Source organism: Mycobacterium sp. IS-1590 (genome assembly GCF_001500025.1).
Taxonomy (GTDB): Bacteria; Actinomycetota; Actinomycetes; order Mycobacteriales; family Mycobacteriaceae; genus Mycobacterium.
Window position 1 is genome coordinate 1 of sequence record NZ_LQIW01000016.1, and the last position, 17,313, is coordinate 17,313.

The window sequence follows — 17,313 nt, forward strand, 5'->3', positions numbered from 1 at the left end:
CACCCCCGCCTCCGCCGGTCGAGATTCCGGTGCCGCCGAAGGAGCCGCCCGTCGCGGTTGTCGACGTTCCCGCAGCGGTGCAGGATCCGCTCCTTGCCGGCCCGCCACCCGAAGCGCCCGTCACACCGGTACCGGGGGCGCCGGTGCCGGGGGCGTCCGCGTTGCCGCCGGAATCGATGGCTCCGGGTCTGGTGCCTGCCCAGCCCACTCCGGTGCCCGAACGCCGAGGCTGGTTGCAGCGGATCAGAGACCGGTTCTCCGACACGGGCGACAACGCTCCAGCGGTACAGCAGGCCCCTCCGCTCGACCCCGCGCTGGCTCCGCCGCCGGGGGCACCGCTGCCGCCGCCACCGCCTGACGCGGTCGTCGCTCCGCCGCCCGAGGGCATCGCACCGCCGGCCCCGGAACCTGCGCCGCTGCCCCCTGCCTGACTCGCCGATCGCGTTTGGGCAAATCCGCGACCCAGGCCGTGTGACGCGGCCTCGGCGGCTGTGCTGCCCACCGGTGTTGCGGACCGCGACACGGTGATGTGCTGGGCGCATGTGGACCCGCCTGCGGCCGAGTTTGCCGCCCGCTGACCATCTCGCCGCCTCCGCTCGGGCCGAATCGGTGTGAAACGTTCTGAGCAGCGTGTTCGATAACGGTTGTGAGTGCGGTATCTGCCTGTGCTGTGACATGCACGCGCGGGTCCGCCTTGCGATTGCCGGGGGAACTCCACGAGACGACTTAGGATGAAAGTGTGCTGAAGCTACGAAACCTGCTCGCGGTGGCGAGCCTCGCGGTGCTCACCGTGGTCTCCGCCCCGACAAGTTCAGCGGGCATTGCAACGCCCAACGCCGTAGCCAGCATTCAGCCTGCCGGCCAGACGGTCGGTGTGGCGCATCCGATCACGGTGACGTTCACGCAGCCCGTCGACGACCGGCAGGCCGCCGAGCGCGCGTTCGGTGTGTCCGCGCCGTCGATGCCGATCAGCACCCAACAGGGAACTTTTTCCTGGCTCGATGACCGCGTGCTGCAGTGGACCCCGGACGAGTACTTCCCGGCGCATTCCACCATCACAGTGACGGCCGGCGATGCCAAGGCCAGTTTCCAGACGGGCTCCACGGTGCTCGCGGTCGCCGACATCGATGCCCATACCTTCACCGTCAGCGTCGACGGCGAGGTCGTGCGCGAGATGCCCGCATCGATGGGCAAGTCGGGCTTCGCGACACCCAAGGGTTCGTTCACGGTGCTCGAGAAGCAGAGCCCGGTGATCATGGATTCCCGCACCATCGGCATTCCGCTGGACGATCCGGAGGGCTACAAGCTCACCGTCTACTACGCCGTGCGCATCAACTGGGGTGGTGTGTATGTGCACTCCGCACCCTGGTCGACGGGGTCGCAGGGGTACGAGAACGTCAGCCACGGCTGCATCAATCTCAGTCCGGACAACGCGGCGTGGTACTACGACATGGTGAGCCTCGGCGACCCGGTCATCGTCCAGGCCTAATCGCCGGAAGCGCCGACCGGTTGAGCGTCGGCATGCAGCTTCTTCACGGTCGGTGAGTTCTCCACCGTGGCCGGGTCGGGGTAGGTGCCGAGCACCCGGTCTGCCGTTCCCGAACTGGTCACGGTGAACCAGTAATGCTCGTTCTTGAAGTGGTGATGCCGGTGGTTGCGCCAGATCGCCCGATACAGCGCCGTTTTCGGCTTGTAGTCACTGTGGATCAGGTAGTGGGTCCACTCGTAGACCAGTCCGAGCGTCCCGATACACACGAGGTATGTCAGTCCCATACCCAGCCGCGGGAAGGCCAGCAGACCGACCGCGACCGTCAACGGCAACACCCACGTGGCCAACGACTTCCAGGGGATGAAGATCAACGGGACGTCGCGGGGATTGCTGTGGTGCGCGCGGTGTTCGCGCGCGAGCAGGGGGTCTATCGTCAACGGTCCGAGCCGTTTCGGCCTCCAGTGCAGGACGAAGACGTGGATGATCCACTCGAAGAACGGAAACAGCGCGAGCATCACCACCGGCACCAGCGCATCGGTGAGCTGCCAGTCGCCGACGGCGATGCGTGCTATCACCGCGGCGACGAGCGTGGCGCCGATCATCCAGGGTGAGGGGTGTTTCCAGAATTGGCGCAGCGCATCGGTGAGCGTGAAGTCCTTGCGTGCGCGGCGTGCTGTCGTGGTCATCGTGGGTCCTTCAGATTGTCAAGGGCATCCAGTAGCGCCGCCGTCGCCGGTTCGAGGAGATCCTGCGCGGCGCGTCGGGACCGCGACGGATCGCCTGCGGTGATCGCGTCGGCCAACTCGCGGTAGGCCTGTGGCCTGCCGACCTCGGCGGCCATCACGGAAGCCAGTGCGGGAAGCGCAGGTTCGTAGGTGGCCCGCAGCGTGTTGTACATCAGCCGGAACGCGATCGAGTCGGCGCCGTCGACGATGTGATCCCAGAACGACAGGGCGTGGAGTTGCTGCGCGACGGGGTCATCCGCGTCGGCCAGATCCCGCAACGTCTGGTCGAGCGCGTCGCCCAGTTCCGGACCGCTGCGTTGCGCGGCCAGTTCGGCAACCTTGGGCCCGTTGTGCAGCCGCGTCTCCAGGATGCTCCTGACGACGGACAGGTCCAGTTCGCCGGCCCGAACGAGCAGCCGTGGCAGGAGATCCAGACCTGCGTGGCGCCGAAAATCACGCACGGTAGTCGCGTCCCCCTGCCGCACCTCCACCAGACCCGCTGCGGTGAGTCGCTTGAGCGCTTCGCGTACGGCGGGCCGGGAGACGCCAAGGACCTCGGCCAGTCTGCGCTCACTGGGAAGGGACTCTCCGGGTTGCATCTGCCCGCTGAGCACCTCGGACACGATCTGTTCGAACACGTCCTCGGGCACGGAGCGCCGATTAACGGGTTGCAGAGCCATGCGGCCAGCGTGCCATCGGACAGGCCAGAGGTCAAGTGGTCAGACCAGTGATCAGGTGCCGGTCAGTCGCTTCTTCATCGTCTCGGCCAGGCTCAGCGTCGCCGACAACGGGCGCACCATCACGGTCAGCTCGCTGATGGCTCCGTTCCCATCGGTCCGGATGAAGTCGCAGCCTTCGATGTCCTTGTCGCCGACTTTCGCCTGGAAGACCAGTGCGTGGTCTCGAGCGTCGGCTGTTCCGATCTCACGGACGTATCGGAAGTCTTCGAAAACCTCCATCACCGCCGCGAGGATCGTTCGCAGTGCATCGCGTCCCTCGTACGGCGTGAAGACGACGGGGCTGCGGAACACGATGTCGTCGCGGCACAGCGCGATGACGGCATCGAGATCCCCGGTCTCGACGGCCCGACGAAACTCATGCACGGTCGAACGCTCAGCAGTTGGCTTCGATGCGGAAGGTCGCAGTCACCGCATTACTCGGGTTGTCGGTGAACGACCCGTCCGCCGAGCCGGTGATGGTGAACTCGCCGCCACCACCCTTCACTTCGGCCTCGCCGATGTTCCCCTGCCAGAAGTTGCCGGTGAAGCCGCCGAAGTCATGGAAGGTCACCGATTCCACGGTGACCTTGTCTCCGGTGCCGATGCTCGCCGTGAAGCCCTTGTTCTCGTCAGGTGTCTCGATGGTCCACAGCCACCCGGACTGCGTGCACGACACCGCGTGCGGTCCGCCGGTGCTCTCGCCGTTGATGGTTACCTTCGCGGTCGTCCCACCGAGTGCCGCGGGCGGCGTGGAGCAGCCCGCGACCCCGGCACCGAGGATGACCGCGGCCGCCGCAACGAGTCGGATGTCCATGACGCCAGACTCTATTGGTGTTTGCGGCCGCATATGCGCGGTTCGGTCGACTACCGATCCGGCGTGTTCCGGCGGATCGCGGCTGGGATACCCGTGTACTCCGCATTGGGTGGCACCGACAGCGCGATGCCGATCCGATTGGTCGCGCCGATGAATGCGGCGATCGAGATGCCCTCGAGGATCTGATGATCGTCCAACCCCAACGCACGCAGCCGGTCGATGTCGCCGTCTCGGATCGACTGCGGGTGATTGTTGACCAGCACGGCGATATCGGCCAGGGCCCGTTCTCGGTCGGTCAACTCGGCCACCTGGTGGTGGTCGATGGCCACACGCTGGCCGAACGACCAATCGCCGGCGACCTTGCCGAGCTTGTTGGCGTGGTTGGTATGGCAGTAGGCGCAGCGGTTCTCGCCGGATACGACGGTGGCGATGACCTCTCGCTCACGCGCGCTGAGACCGTCGCGCCCGTCGGCGCCCAACAGTGGCAGCAGGTAGCCGTTGAGTCGTTCCAGGTCTTGCTCATTGAGGGAGAGCGCCCGGAACCAGTTCGACGTCAGTCCCTCGTCGCGCTGCTGTTTGGCGAAAAAGCCGCGCACCGCCGTGGTCTGCAGCTCGTCGAGTTCTGGCACCCGCAGCCGCGAGATGCGGCTGGGTGCGGAGGAGGCGGTGGTGGGCGCGTCGGCGGTCGTGGTCATACACCGACAATGCGGCGATCGCCGTCTGCGAACCAGGATTATGTGACCGCAGAACAGAACTCTTGCGGACGGCCCCGCTCTCACCGCAAGGCGGCGGCGGTGGCCTCGTCGGCTGGAAGGAACGCCTCGATCGAGAGCTCGGCGGCGGTGAGGTCGAGCGCTGTGCCGAACGTCGTCACCATGGACAGGAAGGTCAGCAGGCGTCCGTCCGGTGTGGAGAGCTCGAGCGGTACCGCGACGCTGCCCAGATCCGATGTGCCATCGGAACCGCCGGGGTAGGAATCGATTTCGGCCAACAGCGCCGATAGCTCATCGGAACCGCTGACCGCGACCTCGCGCCGAAGGCGTTCGGTGAGGTGGTGCCGCCACTGCGCGAGGTTTCTGATCCTCGGCGCCAAGCCGTCGGGATGCAGGGCGATGCGCAGCGCGTTCGGTGATTGGAGCAGCTCCGGCGCGACACCGTCCATCAGCACGCCGGCACCGGCGTTGGCCCGCACGATGTCCCAGCGGCGGTCGACCACGACACATGGAAACGGGTTGTAGGCCAACAGGACTCGGTCGATCCCGGCCCGAATCGCGGCCATGTCCGGATCATCGAGAGACCGCTCGGGAAACACCGGGGCCAGACCCGCCGCCATCAACAGCTGGTTCTGCTCACGACGCGGCACGTCGAGCACCTCGGCCAGTCGCAGCACCATCGCGCGGCTCGGCGTGGATCGCCCGGTCTCGATGAAGCTGACGTGCCGGGACGAGACGTCTGCGGCGACGGCGAGATCGAGTTGGCTGAGCCGTCGGCGTCCGCGCCACTGTTTCAACAACGCGCCGAACGTCTGCGTGTGTACAGCCGCGATGGTCATGGTTGCCAGTGTGACCGGCTGCCCGCGTCCCGACCACTACCTGTCAGGTAATTGCGCCGGTTACCTCAGGAGGGCAGCGTTATCGGTGTCGTCGGACGAAGGAGGCCTTATGGGTGCACTGCCCGCGACGACGCCGATCCCGCGGTGGCTGCGCTTCGTGCTGATCTCCGACCGCGCCGGGTCCGCGTGGTACATCGGTGCCGGCTTCTTCTTCGCGCCCGTGCTGGCGGTGCTGTCGCCGTGGCCGGCGGTCACCACCGTGCTCTGGATCGTCATCGGACTCTTCGGGTTATGGCTGGGCCTGCTCGGCATCGCGATGGCAACCGGTCTGGCCATGGTCCTGAAGTCCAACGCCGAGATACCGGAGGAGTACTGGCGTTCGATCATCGACTACTGACACGCGGTGGGCCCGGACGGGACAGACCGTAGGTAGGGCATGCCCCCGATGGACAACTCACGGTCCGGTCTTGCGAACAAGACCCGGCTTGGTAGTCGATCCCGTCCGGGTGGAACCATGACACCCGTCTCTTTCAGGTGCCGAAGTCAAGCTATCGCTGTTCGACGGCTCGGCGCGTCCGCCGATCGGACCCTTCCGCGGTCGACAGGGGTGTCCGCCGATCGGGGGAACACGTCACGGCGCGGGCTCGCTGTGGACGCCGACGGGCGACCGACCGCTGGCGGCCGTGTCGGCGCCGACGTAGTCGACCTGCCAGTGTTTGATGCCGTTGAGCCAGCCGGATCGGAGTCGTTCGGGAGGGCCCAACGGCCGCAGGTTGGGCATCTCGTCGGCGATCGCGTTGAAGATGAGGTCGATCGTCATCCGGGCCAGATTCGCCCCGATGCAGTAGTGCGCACCCGTGCCGCCGAATCCGACGTGGGGGTTGGGATCTCGCAGAATATTGAAGGAATAGGGATCGTCGAAAACCTCTTCGTCGAAGTTGGCCGACCGGTAGAACATGACCACCCGGTCGCCCTTCTTGATCTTCACGCCCGACAACTCGGTGTCCTCGAGCGCGGTGCGCTGGAACGACGTGACGGGGGTGGCCCAGCGCACGATCTCGTCGGCGGCGGTGACGGGCCGTTCCCGCTTGAAAAGCTCCCATTGGTCGGGGAATTCGGTGAACGCCATCATGCCCTGGGTTATCGAGTTCCGCGTGGTCTCGTTGCCGGCCACCGCCAACAGGATGACGAAGAAGCCGAACTCGTCGTCGGTGAGTTTGTGTCCCTCGACATCGGCCTGCACGAGCTTGGTGACCAGATCGTCGCCGGGGTTCTTGCTGCGCTCGGCGGCCATCTGCATGCCGTACATGATCAGCTCGACCGACGCGGCGGTGGGATCGTTGCGGGTGTACTCCGGATCCTGGTCGCCCACCATCTGATTGGACCAGTGGAACAGCTTCATCCGGTCTTCTTGCGGCACACCCATCAGTCCCGCGATCGCCTGCAGAGGCAGCTCGCACGAGACCTCCTCGACGAAGTCCCCGGAGCCCCCGGCAGCGGCCGCCTTGACGATCTTGGCCGCTCGCTCGCGCAGTTCGGCGCGCAGCGATTCGATCGCGCGCGGGGTGAACGCACGCGACACGATCTTGCGCAGGTGCGTATGGTGCGGGGCGTCCTGATTGAGCAGGACCACCTTGCCGCCCTCGAGCGATTCGGGATCGGCCTCGTCGCGGTAGCGCGGCAACGCGGTCTTCTTGTTACTGGAGAAGATGTCGCTGCGTCGCGAAATCTCCTTGACGTCCTTGTGCTTGGTGACCACCCAGAAACCGTTGTCGCCGAAGGCGAGGTTTCCTTTGGTCTGTTCGTTCCACCAGATGGGCGCAACCTTGCGCAGCTCGGCGAGTTCGTCCACCGGCAGGCGTTCGGCGTAGATGTCTGGATCGGTGAAATCGAATCCGGGCGGAAGGTTCGGAGTCGGCATGGCTGCATCCCTCGATGACGTCGTCTAGTGCCCTCACCGCATTGCTACACCACAGTTAGGCGCGGGTGAGGCGGGTTCGGGAAAGTCCGACGGAAATAGAAGTAGAACGTGTTCTCTACGGCGCGGTAATTGACCTCTTCGTCACGACGAGCACTCCTGTAACAATTCTGCGACACTGTTCGAACCAAAAGTGACGTCGTCGACGGGCCGGTGCTCCGGCCTCGAGCGGTAACCCGGGAAGGGGGCAGCGGTGAGGATCGTCATCAACCCGAAGAAGCTTTCGCTGCTGGGCGCGGGATTGGCAGCGGCACTGATGACCGCGGCGCCGCAGGCCCTCGCCGAGCCTGCCGCGCCGGTTCCTCCGCCACCGCCCCCCGCGGCACCCAACAGCGCGCCGGTTCTGGAAGCCGCCGCGCCGGCGCCCGCTCCGCTGGCGGCAGCCGCCCCGGCACCCGCAGCCGATCCGTTGGCGTTCCTGCGCCCGGCGCCTGCGGCGCCGCCGCCCGCGCCCGAGCCGCCCGCCGCCGAAGCGCCGGCCACCCCGCCCGAGCCCGTGCCGCATCTCGCAAGCCCGGAAACGCTGGCGCCGGGAACCACACTGGATCCGACCGGACGCGGAAACGAGAGTCCGAACGTCAGCTATCTGAAAGACCTGTGGTACGCAGTCCAGAGGCATGAGATCAGCGGTAAGGAAGCGTTGATCATGGGCTTGGCCCAGCGCGGCATGAACACCCCGATTCCCGACCAGAACCCCGGCCCGAATGTTCCGGTCGCGCCGCACCCGCCTGCGCCTGCGGCTCCGCCGCTTGAGCCTGCTCCACCGGCGCCGGCGCCCTAGCGGCGGGCTCGTTCCAGAAGCGACCGGACGGTCTGCACGTGCGACGTCTCGATCGACGCCCACAAGGCGCGGACCAACGCATTGTCGTGACGTACCAACGTCGCGAACAGTAATCCGCCGTTCCCGCGACGCAGAACCAGTTCGGCTGGCATCCCGAGCCGCGAGTTCGCCCCGACCTTCACGAAACCGGCGCCGCGGTCGCGAATCTTCCACCCGAGGATCGCCCCGGCCGAACCCGGCGCTCGCAGCTTGAGCCCGATCGCCGACCAAGCCGACAGCAGCCGGATCCGGGTGTGCAGCGGCGCGCCCTCCAATATCAGTCGCATCCATTCCTCGGCACTGCGCTCGAGGGGATGCTCGACGGTGACGTCGAAGGCGTCGGCGTAGTCGACGCGCCCGAGCGTGCTCGCGGTGAGCAGCGCTTCGCTGGGCGGAACCTGCTGAACGTGACAATTCAACGCGCTGATTTCCGTCATGGTCGTCTACTTTCGGATCGTGTCGCGCCATGCCTGCTGCGCCACAGTCGACCGATGTCGCGCAGCATCAGCGGGTAGACGACGAAGTGGCGGAAGGGAGTGATCGCGCGCAGATACATCCGGCCCATCGCACCGTTGGGCCGGACGAGCACCGCCATCTGTCCGCGGTGCACACCCGTGGCGTCGGCGACCCATCCGACGTGTAGCACGCCGTGGACGGTCCGATTGGCGATCTCCATCGCGAACTCGTCGTCGATGCGGTACAGGGGCTGGAAATGGGCGTGGTCGACCGCGAGTCGCGTTGCGCTGGAGCGTAATTCAGGACTGAGCCGGTCTTGCAGGGTGTGGACGCGCGCACCCAGGCCGGCCTGTTCCGTGTCGAGGGCGAACACCCTTCCCAGCGCCCACCGGGCGGCGAACAACGCGCGCACGACGGGTGAGGCCCGGGCGGCATCGTATGTGCACCACAGCTTCACGAGCTCATCGAAGTCGTCGGGCCGCCCCGGCGTCGGCAGCGCCCAGAGGTCGAGGACCTCGAAGTCCTCGGCGATCTCATGAATACGCCAGGGCCGGGCGGCATGCTCGGAGATGTCGAGCCGCTCACTACCAAACATACATCACTGTATGCTTGAATTCTCAACGCCGTCAAGGGCTGAACGAAGGGGATGGAAATGGGCGCTCAGATCCGCACACCGCGAAACGTGTGGATCGACGCCGGACTCGAGGCGCTGGCGGCAGGTGGGCCGGACGCCGTCCGGGTGGATCTGCTCGCCAAGGCGTTGGGCGTCACCCGTGGCGGCTTCTACTGGCACTTCACCAATCGACAGGACTTCCTCGACGCACTGCTGGAGTCCTGGGAGCAGCGCAGCACCGACGATGTGCTCGCTCGTGTGGAGTCCGAGGGTGGAGACGCCCGGTCGAAGGTTCGCAGGGCCGGGCTACTCACTTTCTCCAAACAGCTCCTCCCGGTGGACCTCGCGGTGCGGGACTGGGCCCGCCGTGACCGGGCGGTGGCACGGCGCCTTCGTCGCGTCGACAACCGTCGCATGGCGTATCTGCGTGCTCTCATCGGCACTTTCGTTCAGGACGCCGCCGATGTCGAGGCCCGTGCCATGCTTGCTTTCTCGTTGGCGATCGGGGGGCACTTCATTGCCGCCGACCACGCCGGGCTGACCCGACGCGAAGTGATGGAGCGCGCCACGCAGCGACTTCTCACGGCGGGGAAGTCGGCAGGCTCAACCGGTTCTTGATGTCGTCGATCTCGGCTTCGATGCGCTCCAGATCCCCGGCGCAGGGAAACCGGCCTACGGCGACGCGATCAGCCCCCGCGGAGAACCACTTCTAGACCGAGGCGGCCTCGTTGATCTCGTCGAGCCTGCCGGTCGCCTCGAGGTACTCCTGCACCCAGCGTTCGATCACCGTTGCGGTCTTCTCCACCTTGGTGAACTGCCCCACGACCTGACCGATGGGGTTGAAAGCCACGTCGACGGACTCATTCGGATACTTGTGCGTGGCAGCCACCGCCATCCCGGAAACCATGTACTGCAACGGCATTCCGAGCGGCTTGGGGTTGTTGGGATCTTCCCACGCCTCGGTCCACTCGTTGCGCAGCATACGCGCGGGCTTACCGGTGAACGACCGGCTGCGCACCGTGTCCTTGCTGGTGGCCTTGACGTACGCCGCGTGCTGAACCGGGGTGTTCTCCGACTCTTCGACCATCACCCACTGCGAACCGGTCCAGGCGCCTTGAGCCCCGAGCGCCAGCGCGGCCGCGATCTGCTCACCGCTGCCGATGCCGCCTGCGGCCAGCACGGGCACCGGGGCGACCTCCTTGACGACCTGCGGCCACAGCACGATTGAGCCGATCTCGCCGCAGTGCCCGCCGGCCTCACCGCCCTGGGCGATGATGATGTCCACGCCGGCGTCGGCGTGTTTGCGCGCCTGCGACGGCGAACCGCACAGCGCGGCGACCTTGCGGCCTTCGTCGTGGATGTGCTTGATCATGTCGGCGGGCGGAGTGCCGAGCGCGTTGGCGATCAGCGTGCATTTCGGATGCCGCAACGCGACCTCGACCTGCGGGGTGGCGGTGGCCTCGGTCCAACCGAGCAGCTGCAGTGCGTCGTCGTCGCTGTGGTCGACGGGGACGCCGTGCTCGGCGAGGATCTTCTTGGCGAAGTCGATGTGCTCCTGCGGGACGAGATCGTTGAGGGTCTTCTTGAGCACTTCCGGATCCATGTCGGCGGAGTCCATGCCCTCGTACTTGTTCGGGATCACGATGTCCACGCCGTACGGGTGATCACCGATGTTCTCGTCGATCCACTTGAGCTCGATCTCGAGCTGCTCCGGGGTGTATCCGACGGCGCCGAGCACGCCGAAGCCGCCGGCCTTGCTCACGGCGACCACCACGTCCCGGCAGTGGGTGAACGCGAAGATCGGATACTCGATGCCGAGGTCGTTACAGATCGGGGTGCGCATGCCTGCTCCTTGGTGGTGGCCGCTCAAATTGAAACGTGTTCTAGTTTAGTACGCGCCGAGGTCTTCTACGAAAGAGACCTCGTTACCGTCCGGATCGACGACGTCGGCGACCCTCACCACGTCAGCGATCACGACGACCTCTCCGGCGTCGATACCCAGCTCCGCCAACTCCGCGATCTGCGCATCCAGATCGTCGACCCCGATCCGGACCGCCGACCGGCCCGCCCGCGTGCCGTCCTCCATGAGCTGCAGCCAGGCGGTCGCGGTGATCTGCCACTCGGCGACGCCCTCGATCGGCTCGAGATCGGGGCCGCGCCCCATCACCTCGCAGTACCACGATCGGGCCGTGGCGAAATCGCCGGTGGCGACGACCGCGGCGACATCGTTGAACTTCGGAGCCACGGTCCAATCCTTCGCCGAGACTGCGCGTTATGACGGGATTCGGCCGAAATCCGTCAGAAACCGCAGGCTCGACGCGCGCGGTCAGTCGTAACCGATCAGCCTCCGGAACGACACCCGTCTGCGGCTGCTCGCCCCCTCGACCTGCAACACCGGCCACCCGTGTTCGGCCGCCATCGCGGCGAGCCCGGGACGCGGGTTCACCGGCCGCGGATTGCCGACCAGAGCCATCAACACCGAGTCCTCGTCTCCGTCGGCGTAGAAGTAACTGCGATGCAACTCAACGTCATTGGCCCGGCAGAAGTTCTGCACCGCGGTCGATTTGTTGGCGCCCCAGATGACGGGCTTGGCGATCCGGCCGGTGAGGAGCCCGGCGTCGTCTGTCTCGAAGTGGTTGCACAACACGTGGTGGATCCCGGTGAACCGGGCAACGGGTTCAGCGTGGATGGTCAACGCCGAGCTGCTGAGCACGACGGTGTGACCGCGCTGCTGGTGCGCCTGGACAATCTCGTGCATGTAGGGGAACACGCGCGCCGCAACCCGCTCCACGAACAGCCGTTCACCGAGTTCGTCGAGTTCGGCGAGGGATTCACCGCGCAGGTACCCGGCCGCGCGGGTGAGGAGCCGCTCGAATTGCATGCGGCCCAACCGATAACGCAGCGACGCTTCGACCACGCCCAGCACCTCGCCGATGCGCGCCTGCCTGCGGCGGATGCGGTCGGCGGCGTGTGCCGTGGCGGTGAAACCGTCGACCAGCGTGCCGTCGAGATCGAAGAATGCCCCGACGCGAGGATCCTGCGGGCTGGCGGCGACCTCGGCTACAGCGTCCACGCGCTCCGGTACCGCCGGCTGCAGGCTCATAACGTCGTCAGCTTACTGAGCCGCGTACAACCCCTTGCCCGTCACGAGCGGCATGTCCAACGTGGTCCGGATACCCGGTGCGGCCGACACCACGTCCGGGATCGCGTTGACGATGCGGCCGGCCGCGGCCAGGATCGCGGCGTAGTTGTGGTCGCCGTTGCGACTCGTCGGGCAGATGTCCATGACATATGACGGTTCGCCGGTGATCTCGACGCGGTACGAACCGCCCGGCTGTGCGGGTTGCGCCCAATCCGGTCGCAGGTCGCCGCGCAACCGCGTGACGTGCTCGACCACGACCACCGGTCGGCCTCGGACCAGACCCTCGATCAGGAAGCGCACCGCCGCCACGGTGCCCTTCTTGATCGTGCCCACCGCGACGTCGAAGTCCTCGGGCGCCGGCTCCTGTTCGACGGAGTCCTTGATCTCATCGACCTCGATGCCCAGGCCCGCCGCAAGCTGGCGGATCGCGGTGCCCCAGGCGATGCTCAGCACTCCCGGCTGATACAGCATCGGAAGGTCGCCGATCTCATCCGCAATGGGCCTGCCGAAGCCCATCACGTCGAACATGACGGTGGCGCCGTCGTAGCTCGCGTAGTCCGCGATCTCCATCGTGCGGACCTGTTCGATGCTCTGACATGTTCCAGCGAGCGCGAAGGGGAGCAGGTCGGTCACGAAACCCGGGTCGACGCCGGTCATAAAGACCGTCGAATTACCTTCTCGCGCAGCATCTTCGACACGCTGAATGTACTTGTCCGGGATCACCTGCCACGGGTACTGCAACACGCCGAGACCCGAGCCGACGACGTCGATGCCGGCCGCGAGGATCTTGCGCACGTCGGCCATCGCGTCGGGCAGTCGGGTGTCGCCCATCGCGCAGTACACGACGCATTCCGGCGCGCCGGCGATGATCTCGTCGAGATCCCCGACCGCGCTCACACCGGTGGTGACGTCGAGGCCGGCCAACTCGCCGGCGTCCTTGCCGACCTTGGCCTCCGACGAGACCCAGACGCCGGTGAGGTCGAATCGCGAATCGTTGACGAGTTGCTTGAGCGCGAGGCTGCCGCAGTTACCGGTTCCGATGAGCGCCACACGAATAGCCATGGCCAGCAGTATGCGTGCCGGCCAGCCGAATTGGAACAGGTTCTAGTTCCTCGCGGGGTGCGGTAGCCTGACGCCCCATGGGACGTGTGGACGACAAAGTGGCATTGATCAGCGGCGGCGCTCGCGGTATGGGGGCGGCCGATGCCCGCGCGCTGGTGGCCGAAGGCGCCAAGGTCGTGATCGGCGACATCCTCGACGAGGAGGGCAAGGCGCTGGCCGACGAGATCGGTGACGCCGCGCGCTACGTCCACCTCGACGTCACCCAGGCCGACCAGTGGGAGGCCGCGGTCGCCACCGCGGTGAACGAATTCGGCAAGCTCAACGTCTTGGTCAACAACGCGGGGACTGTGGCCCTGGGGATGATCGGCCAGTTCGACATGGCCAAGTGGCAGAAGGTCATCGACGTCAACCTCACCGGCACCTTCCTCGGCATGCAGCATTCGGTCGAGGCGATGAAGGCCGCCGGCGGCGGGTCGATCATCAACATCTCCTCGATCGAGGGATTGCGCGGCGCCGTGATGGTGCACCCGTATGTGGCTTCGAAGTGGGCGGTGCGCGGGCTGACCAAGTCGGCGGCACTGGAACTCGGCCCGCACAACATTCGGGTCAACTCGGTGCATCCCGGCTTCATCCGCACGCCGATGACCAAGCACTTCCCGGACAACATGTTGCGGATCCCGCTCGGCCGGCCCGGTCAGCCCGACGAGGTGGCGACCTTCATCGTCTTCCTCGCCAGCGATGAGTCCCGATACTCGACCGGCGCCGAGTACGTGATGGACGGCGGGCTCACCAACGACGTCCCCCACAAATAACCCGCCGAACGTGGGTTACCCGCACGCCACTCGCGACGTTTGCGTGACATAACCCCACACTCGGCGAGGAGTAAGGCAGACGCCAGGGGCGGGGCGGCAAGGAGGCGCCGACCAGGGGTAGGGCGGACGCCAGGGGTGAGGCGACGGTCAGGTGGTTCGAGGTCAGTCGACGGCGGCGAAGTTGACCGTGGCGGTCGCGCCGACCTCGTCGTCGTTGCCGCGGTAGATGTCGACCTGGACGACCACCGAGCGTTTACCGGTACGCAGAATTCGCGCCACCGCCCGGGCCGGCCCGATCTTGATCGGCCGCAGATACCGGATGAACAGATCCGTGGTGGCGATGGCGTGACCGAACGGGGTGGCTCGAGAGGCAAGTTGGCCCGCGGTCACGTCGGCCATCGTCGCAACCAGACCGCCCTGCAGACCGCCGGCGGTGTTGGTGGTCCGTTCGTCGACGGGCATCTCCATCGTCACGGTCCCCTCGGGCGAGGGCACCTCCGTCAAACCGAGTTGGTCGAACAACTCGCGAAGCGACTTGGGTGCCGTCATGGGTAATGACATTACCGCTGTTGCGCCGGTGCGATGTCGGGTGCGTAGTGTCGTAGCTTGTGAGCGCACGCGCGGGCATCGTCGTCACCGGTACGGAGGTCCTCACCGGCCGGGTGCAGGACCTCAACGGACCCTGGCTCGCTGATCGGTTGCTGGAGCTGGGTGTCGAACTGGCCCACATCACGATGTGCGGCGACCGGCCCGGCGACATCGAGGCGCAGCTGCGTTTCCTGGCCGACGAGGGTGTGGACCTCATCATCACCAGCGGCGGCCTCGGGCCCACCGCCGACGATATGACCGTCGAGACCGTGGCTCGGTTCAGCGGTCGAAAGTTGTTGTTGGACAACCGACTGGAGGAGAAGATCGCCGACATCGTGTCGCGGCTGATGGCCCGCTTCCCGAACGTCGACCCCGAGGCGGTCCGGGCGGCCAACCGCAAGCAGGCCCTGATACCCGAAGGCGCCGATGTCATCGACCCGGTGGGCACCGCGCCGGGTGTGGTGGTCCCCGGCTCGCCGGCGGTTGTCGTGCTACCGGGCCCGCCACGGGAGCTGCAGCCCATGTGGCCGCTGGCGCTGCAGACCGCTGCCGTGCAGAAGGCGATCGCGGGCCGCACGCTTTACCGCCAGGAGATGGTGCGGATGTTCGGGCTCCCCGAGTCCGGGCTGGCCGACACACTGCGCGACGCCGAACGCGAGATCGACGGCTTCGAACGGCTCGAGATCACCACCTGTCTGCGGCGCGGTGAACTCGAGGTCGTCACCCGGTATGAGCCCGACGCCGCCGAGACGTACGCGAAGCTGATGGCTCTGTTGCGTGATCGTCATGGCGATGCAGTGTTCTCCGAGGACGGCTCCCGCATCGATGACCAGGTCGCTCGGCTGCTGGCCGGGCGTCGCATCGCGACCGCGGAGTCGTGCACCGGTGGGCTGTTGGCCGCGCGGCTGACCGACCTCGCCGGGTCGTCGGCATATGTCGCGGGTGCGGTCGTGGCCTACGCGAACGACGCCAAGTCCGAACTGCTCGGGGTCGACCCCGCGCTGATCGAACAGCACGGCGCGGTCTCCGAACCCGTCGCCGAAGCGATGGCCGACGGGGCGCTGGACCGGTTCGGCGCGGACACCGCCGTCGCGATCACGGGCATCGCCGGGCCCGGGGGGGGGACGGAGGACAAGCCCGTCGGCACAGTGTGTTTCAGCCTGAAACTGGCCGATGGCACCACGGTGACCAGATCGATGCGGATGCCCGGTGACCGGGCCGACATCCGGGAGCGGTCCACCACCGTGGCCATGCACCTACTGCGCCGGGCGCTGAGCTGAAATGCGCGTCCGCAGCCTCCTGCAGCGGTGCCATGCGGATCGGCTAACGTACGGGTCCGACACAGGAGGAGTACCGATGGCGGAGAACGCGCGCGAGCAGATGTCTGAACGCGCCGTAGAGGCCGGATGGCACCGCAGGGACGCGGACCGTGCCGACTACTACACGCGCAGCCCGGTGCGTATCCACGTGATCTGGCAGGGAAACGACGCCATCAGCGGCGGCGCGCTTTACCACGACGACATCCTGATGGCCTACAGCCGGGATTTGTCCACGGTGTCGGGCTGGCTGAAGCGCTGACGAGCCGCGCCGTCAGGAGCGCTGGGTCCGGTATTCGTCCCACACCTTCATCGTCGTCTGCAGGATTTCCTCGGCGCGGCCCAGGCCGGCGAGGTGGCTCTCGCCGGGCATCGTGTACAGCTCGGCGTCGCGAAGCTTCGAGACGACGTGCTCGCCGTGCCGGAACGGAACGATGTGGTCGGCGTCGCCGTGCCACCACCGGATTGGCACCGTGATCTGATCGAGCCGGAAACCCCAGTCACGGGCGAACACGACGATGTCGGAGAACGGAGCGGCCAGCTGCTTGCGGCTGCCGTTGAGCAGATCGTCGAGGAACATCGCCTTGATCTCCGGGCGGGCCAGCAGCCGGCGGTCGGCCTCGGGTGACACCCGGCCGTACAGATCGGCGACCGGGGAGGCGACCGGTTTGATGAACCGGATCAGCGCCGAGGCCACCAGGCCGATCGGAACACCCGCGTACTGCAGCAGAGGCGCGACGCGCGTGCCGAGGTTACCCATCAGCCCACCGGGGATCGCGTCGGGACCGACGGTGGGGGCGACCCCACCGATGACACTCGCCACCACCACACGGTCGGGCATCGCGGCCGCGCACCCGAGCGTGTACGGGCCGCCGCCGGACAGGCCGACGACCGCCATCTGGTCGATGCCCAGGGTGTCGGCGATGGTGCGGAGATCCTCGGCGAAGTCGACGACCCGCTCGTACCGATGCGGGGTCGAGGACCCGATGCCGGGCCGGTCGAGGCCGATCAGGCGGATGTTGGCCTTCTCGGCGTAGAAACGCGCTTCCATCGGGATCTGACGACGGGCACCGGGCGTGCCGTGCAGCCAGAAGATGGCGCGGCCCTGCGGGTCACCGAACTCGGCGAACCCGATGCGGCGGTCTTCACCGACGGCGACGTTGCCCTCGAGCTTGGGGCGGGCGATTGCGACAACCATGGCGGAAGTGTCGCACGTCGCCCGGACGC

22 protein-coding genes and 1 pseudogene are annotated in these 17,313 nt (G+C 66.8%); 8 read left to right on the forward strand and 15 right to left on the reverse strand.

Going from position 1 to position 17,313, the window contains the following annotated elements; all coding sequences use genetic code 11:
- Window positions 1-431: pseudogene (locus AU197_RS26450) on the forward strand (DUF7159 family protein); the annotation flags it as partial.
- A 308-nt stretch (window positions 432-739) separates the two neighbouring features.
- Window positions 740-1,489 carry a L,D-transpeptidase gene (locus AU197_RS12845; RefSeq protein ID WP_231744916.1) on the forward strand — a complete coding sequence of 250 codons (750 nt, stop codon included), beginning with the start codon at window positions 740-742 and terminating at the stop codon, window positions 1,487-1,489.
- Here AU197_RS12845 and AU197_RS12850 read toward each other — a convergent pair.
- The 6 genes from AU197_RS12850 to AU197_RS12875 all read right to left on the reverse strand — a co-directional run bounded on the left by AU197_RS12850 (window position 1,486) and on the right by AU197_RS12875 (window position 5,299).
- A complete protein-coding gene (locus AU197_RS12850; RefSeq protein ID WP_064403092.1) occupies window positions 1,486-2,175 on the reverse strand; it encodes a sterol desaturase family protein in 690 nt (229 codons plus the stop codon). The genes AU197_RS12845 and AU197_RS12850 overlap by 4 nt on opposite strands.
- Window positions 2,172-2,894: a FadR/GntR family transcriptional regulator gene (locus AU197_RS12855; protein WP_064403093.1), complete on the reverse strand. Its 723-nt coding sequence runs from the start codon at window positions 2,892-2,894 to the stop codon at window positions 2,172-2,174. Before AU197_RS12855 ends, AU197_RS12850 begins: the two co-directional genes overlap by 4 nt.
- Before the next feature lie 51 nt (window positions 2,895-2,945).
- Window positions 2,946-3,317, reverse strand: a complete 372-nt coding sequence (locus tag AU197_RS12860; protein ID WP_064403094.1) for a nuclear transport factor 2 family protein — start codon at window positions 3,315-3,317, stop codon at window positions 2,946-2,948.
- 10 nt (window positions 3,318-3,327) lie between these two features.
- Window positions 3,328-3,747, reverse strand: a complete 420-nt coding sequence (locus tag AU197_RS12865) for a lipoprotein LpqH (RefSeq protein WP_064403095.1) — start codon at window positions 3,745-3,747, stop codon at window positions 3,328-3,330.
- A 50-nt stretch (window positions 3,748-3,797) separates the two neighbouring features.
- The gene (locus tag AU197_RS12870; RefSeq protein ID WP_064403096.1) at window positions 3,798-4,442 is read right to left on the reverse strand and encodes a peroxidase-related enzyme; all 645 of its coding nucleotides are present in this window, start codon (window positions 4,440-4,442) and stop codon (window positions 3,798-3,800) included.
- 80 nt (window positions 4,443-4,522) lie between these two features.
- Window positions 4,523-5,299 (reverse strand): helix-turn-helix domain-containing protein, encoded by a 777-nt coding sequence (locus AU197_RS12875; protein WP_064403097.1) that lies wholly within the window; start codon window positions 5,297-5,299, stop codon window positions 4,523-4,525.
- Window positions 5,300-5,408: 109 nt separating this feature from the next.
- On the opposite strand from AU197_RS12875, the gene AU197_RS12880 reads away from it, so the two are divergent.
- Window positions 5,409-5,696 carry a hypothetical protein gene (locus AU197_RS12880; protein ID WP_064403098.1) on the forward strand — a complete coding sequence of 96 codons (288 nt, stop codon included), beginning with the start codon at window positions 5,409-5,411 and terminating at the stop codon, window positions 5,694-5,696.
- A gap of 234 nt (window positions 5,697-5,930) precedes the next feature.
- Here the strand turns inward: AU197_RS12880 and AU197_RS12885 are convergent, their stop codons facing one another.
- On the reverse strand, window positions 5,931-7,220 hold the full coding sequence (locus tag AU197_RS12885) for a cytochrome P450 (RefSeq protein ID WP_064403099.1): 1,290 nt from the start codon (window positions 7,218-7,220) through the stop codon (window positions 5,931-5,933).
- 250 nt (window positions 7,221-7,470) lie between these two features.
- Here AU197_RS12885 and AU197_RS12890 point away from each other — a divergent pair, with 250 nt between their 5' ends.
- Entirely contained in the window at window positions 7,471-8,058 is a 588-nt protein-coding gene (locus AU197_RS12890; protein ID WP_064403100.1) for a hypothetical protein, read from the forward strand.
- Here the strand turns inward: AU197_RS12890 and AU197_RS12895 are convergent.
- On the reverse strand, window positions 8,055-8,534 hold the full coding sequence (locus tag AU197_RS12895; protein ID WP_064403101.1) for a hypothetical protein: 480 nt from the start codon (window positions 8,532-8,534) through the stop codon (window positions 8,055-8,057). The two genes, AU197_RS12890 and AU197_RS12895, sit on opposite strands and share 4 nt — an antisense overlap.
- Entirely contained in the window at window positions 8,531-9,148 is a 618-nt protein-coding gene (locus tag AU197_RS12900) for a DUF2867 domain-containing protein (protein WP_064403102.1), read from the reverse strand. The genes AU197_RS12895 and AU197_RS12900 overlap by 4 nt, the downstream gene beginning before the upstream one ends.
- A 57-nt stretch (window positions 9,149-9,205) precedes the next feature.
- Between AU197_RS12900 and AU197_RS12905 the strand changes: the two genes are divergently transcribed.
- Window positions 9,206-9,784, forward strand: coding sequence for a TetR/AcrR family transcriptional regulator (locus AU197_RS12905; RefSeq protein ID WP_064403143.1), 579 nt, complete (start codon window positions 9,206-9,208; stop codon window positions 9,782-9,784).
- 91 nt (window positions 9,785-9,875) lie between these two features.
- On the opposite strand, the gene AU197_RS12910 is transcribed toward AU197_RS12905, so the two are convergent.
- The 4 genes from AU197_RS12910 to AU197_RS12925 all read right to left on the reverse strand — a co-directional run bounded on the left by AU197_RS12910 (window position 9,876) and on the right by AU197_RS12925 (window position 13,370).
- A complete protein-coding gene (locus tag AU197_RS12910) occupies window positions 9,876-11,009 on the reverse strand; it encodes a nitronate monooxygenase (RefSeq protein ID WP_064403103.1) in 1,134 nt (377 codons plus the stop codon).
- Window positions 11,010-11,054: 45 nt separating this feature from the next.
- Complete coding sequence (locus AU197_RS12915; protein WP_064403104.1) at window positions 11,055-11,411, reverse strand: VOC family protein; 357 nt, start codon at window positions 11,409-11,411, stop codon at window positions 11,055-11,057.
- An 81-nt stretch (window positions 11,412-11,492) separates the two neighbouring features.
- On the reverse strand, window positions 11,493-12,269 hold the full coding sequence (locus AU197_RS12920) for an HAD family hydrolase (RefSeq protein ID WP_064403105.1): 777 nt from the start codon (window positions 12,267-12,269) through the stop codon (window positions 11,493-11,495).
- 12 nt (window positions 12,270-12,281) lie between these two features.
- A complete protein-coding gene (locus AU197_RS12925; protein ID WP_064403106.1) occupies window positions 12,282-13,370 on the reverse strand; it encodes an NAD(P)H-dependent amine dehydrogenase family protein in 1,089 nt (362 codons plus the stop codon).
- A 77-nt stretch (window positions 13,371-13,447) separates the two neighbouring features.
- Here AU197_RS12925 and AU197_RS12930 point away from each other — a divergent pair, with 77 nt between their 5' ends.
- Complete coding sequence (locus AU197_RS12930; RefSeq protein ID WP_064403107.1) at window positions 13,448-14,182, forward strand: glucose 1-dehydrogenase; 735 nt, start codon at window positions 13,448-13,450, stop codon at window positions 14,180-14,182.
- Between the two features lie 162 nt (window positions 14,183-14,344).
- Here AU197_RS12930 and AU197_RS12935 read toward each other — a convergent pair whose 3' ends face one another.
- Window positions 14,345-14,731: a PaaI family thioesterase gene (locus AU197_RS12935; RefSeq protein WP_064403108.1), complete on the reverse strand. Its 387-nt coding sequence runs from the start codon at window positions 14,729-14,731 to the stop codon at window positions 14,345-14,347.
- Between the two features lie 59 nt (window positions 14,732-14,790).
- Here AU197_RS12935 and AU197_RS12940 point away from each other — a divergent pair, with 59 nt between their 5' ends.
- The gene (locus AU197_RS12940) at window positions 14,791-16,050 is read left to right on the forward strand and encodes a competence/damage-inducible protein A (RefSeq protein WP_064403109.1); all 1,260 of its coding nucleotides are present in this window, start codon (window positions 14,791-14,793) and stop codon (window positions 16,048-16,050) included.
- A gap of 76 nt (window positions 16,051-16,126) precedes the next feature.
- A complete protein-coding gene (locus AU197_RS12945) occupies window positions 16,127-16,348 on the forward strand; it encodes a hypothetical protein (protein WP_064403110.1) in 222 nt (73 codons plus the stop codon).
- A gap of 12 nt (window positions 16,349-16,360) precedes the next feature.
- Here the strand turns inward: AU197_RS12945 and AU197_RS12950 are convergent, their stop codons facing one another.
- On the reverse strand, window positions 16,361-17,284 hold the full coding sequence (locus tag AU197_RS12950) for an alpha/beta fold hydrolase (protein ID WP_064403111.1): 924 nt from the start codon (window positions 17,282-17,284) through the stop codon (window positions 16,361-16,363).
- Between the last annotated feature and the right edge of the window lie 29 nt (window positions 17,285-17,313).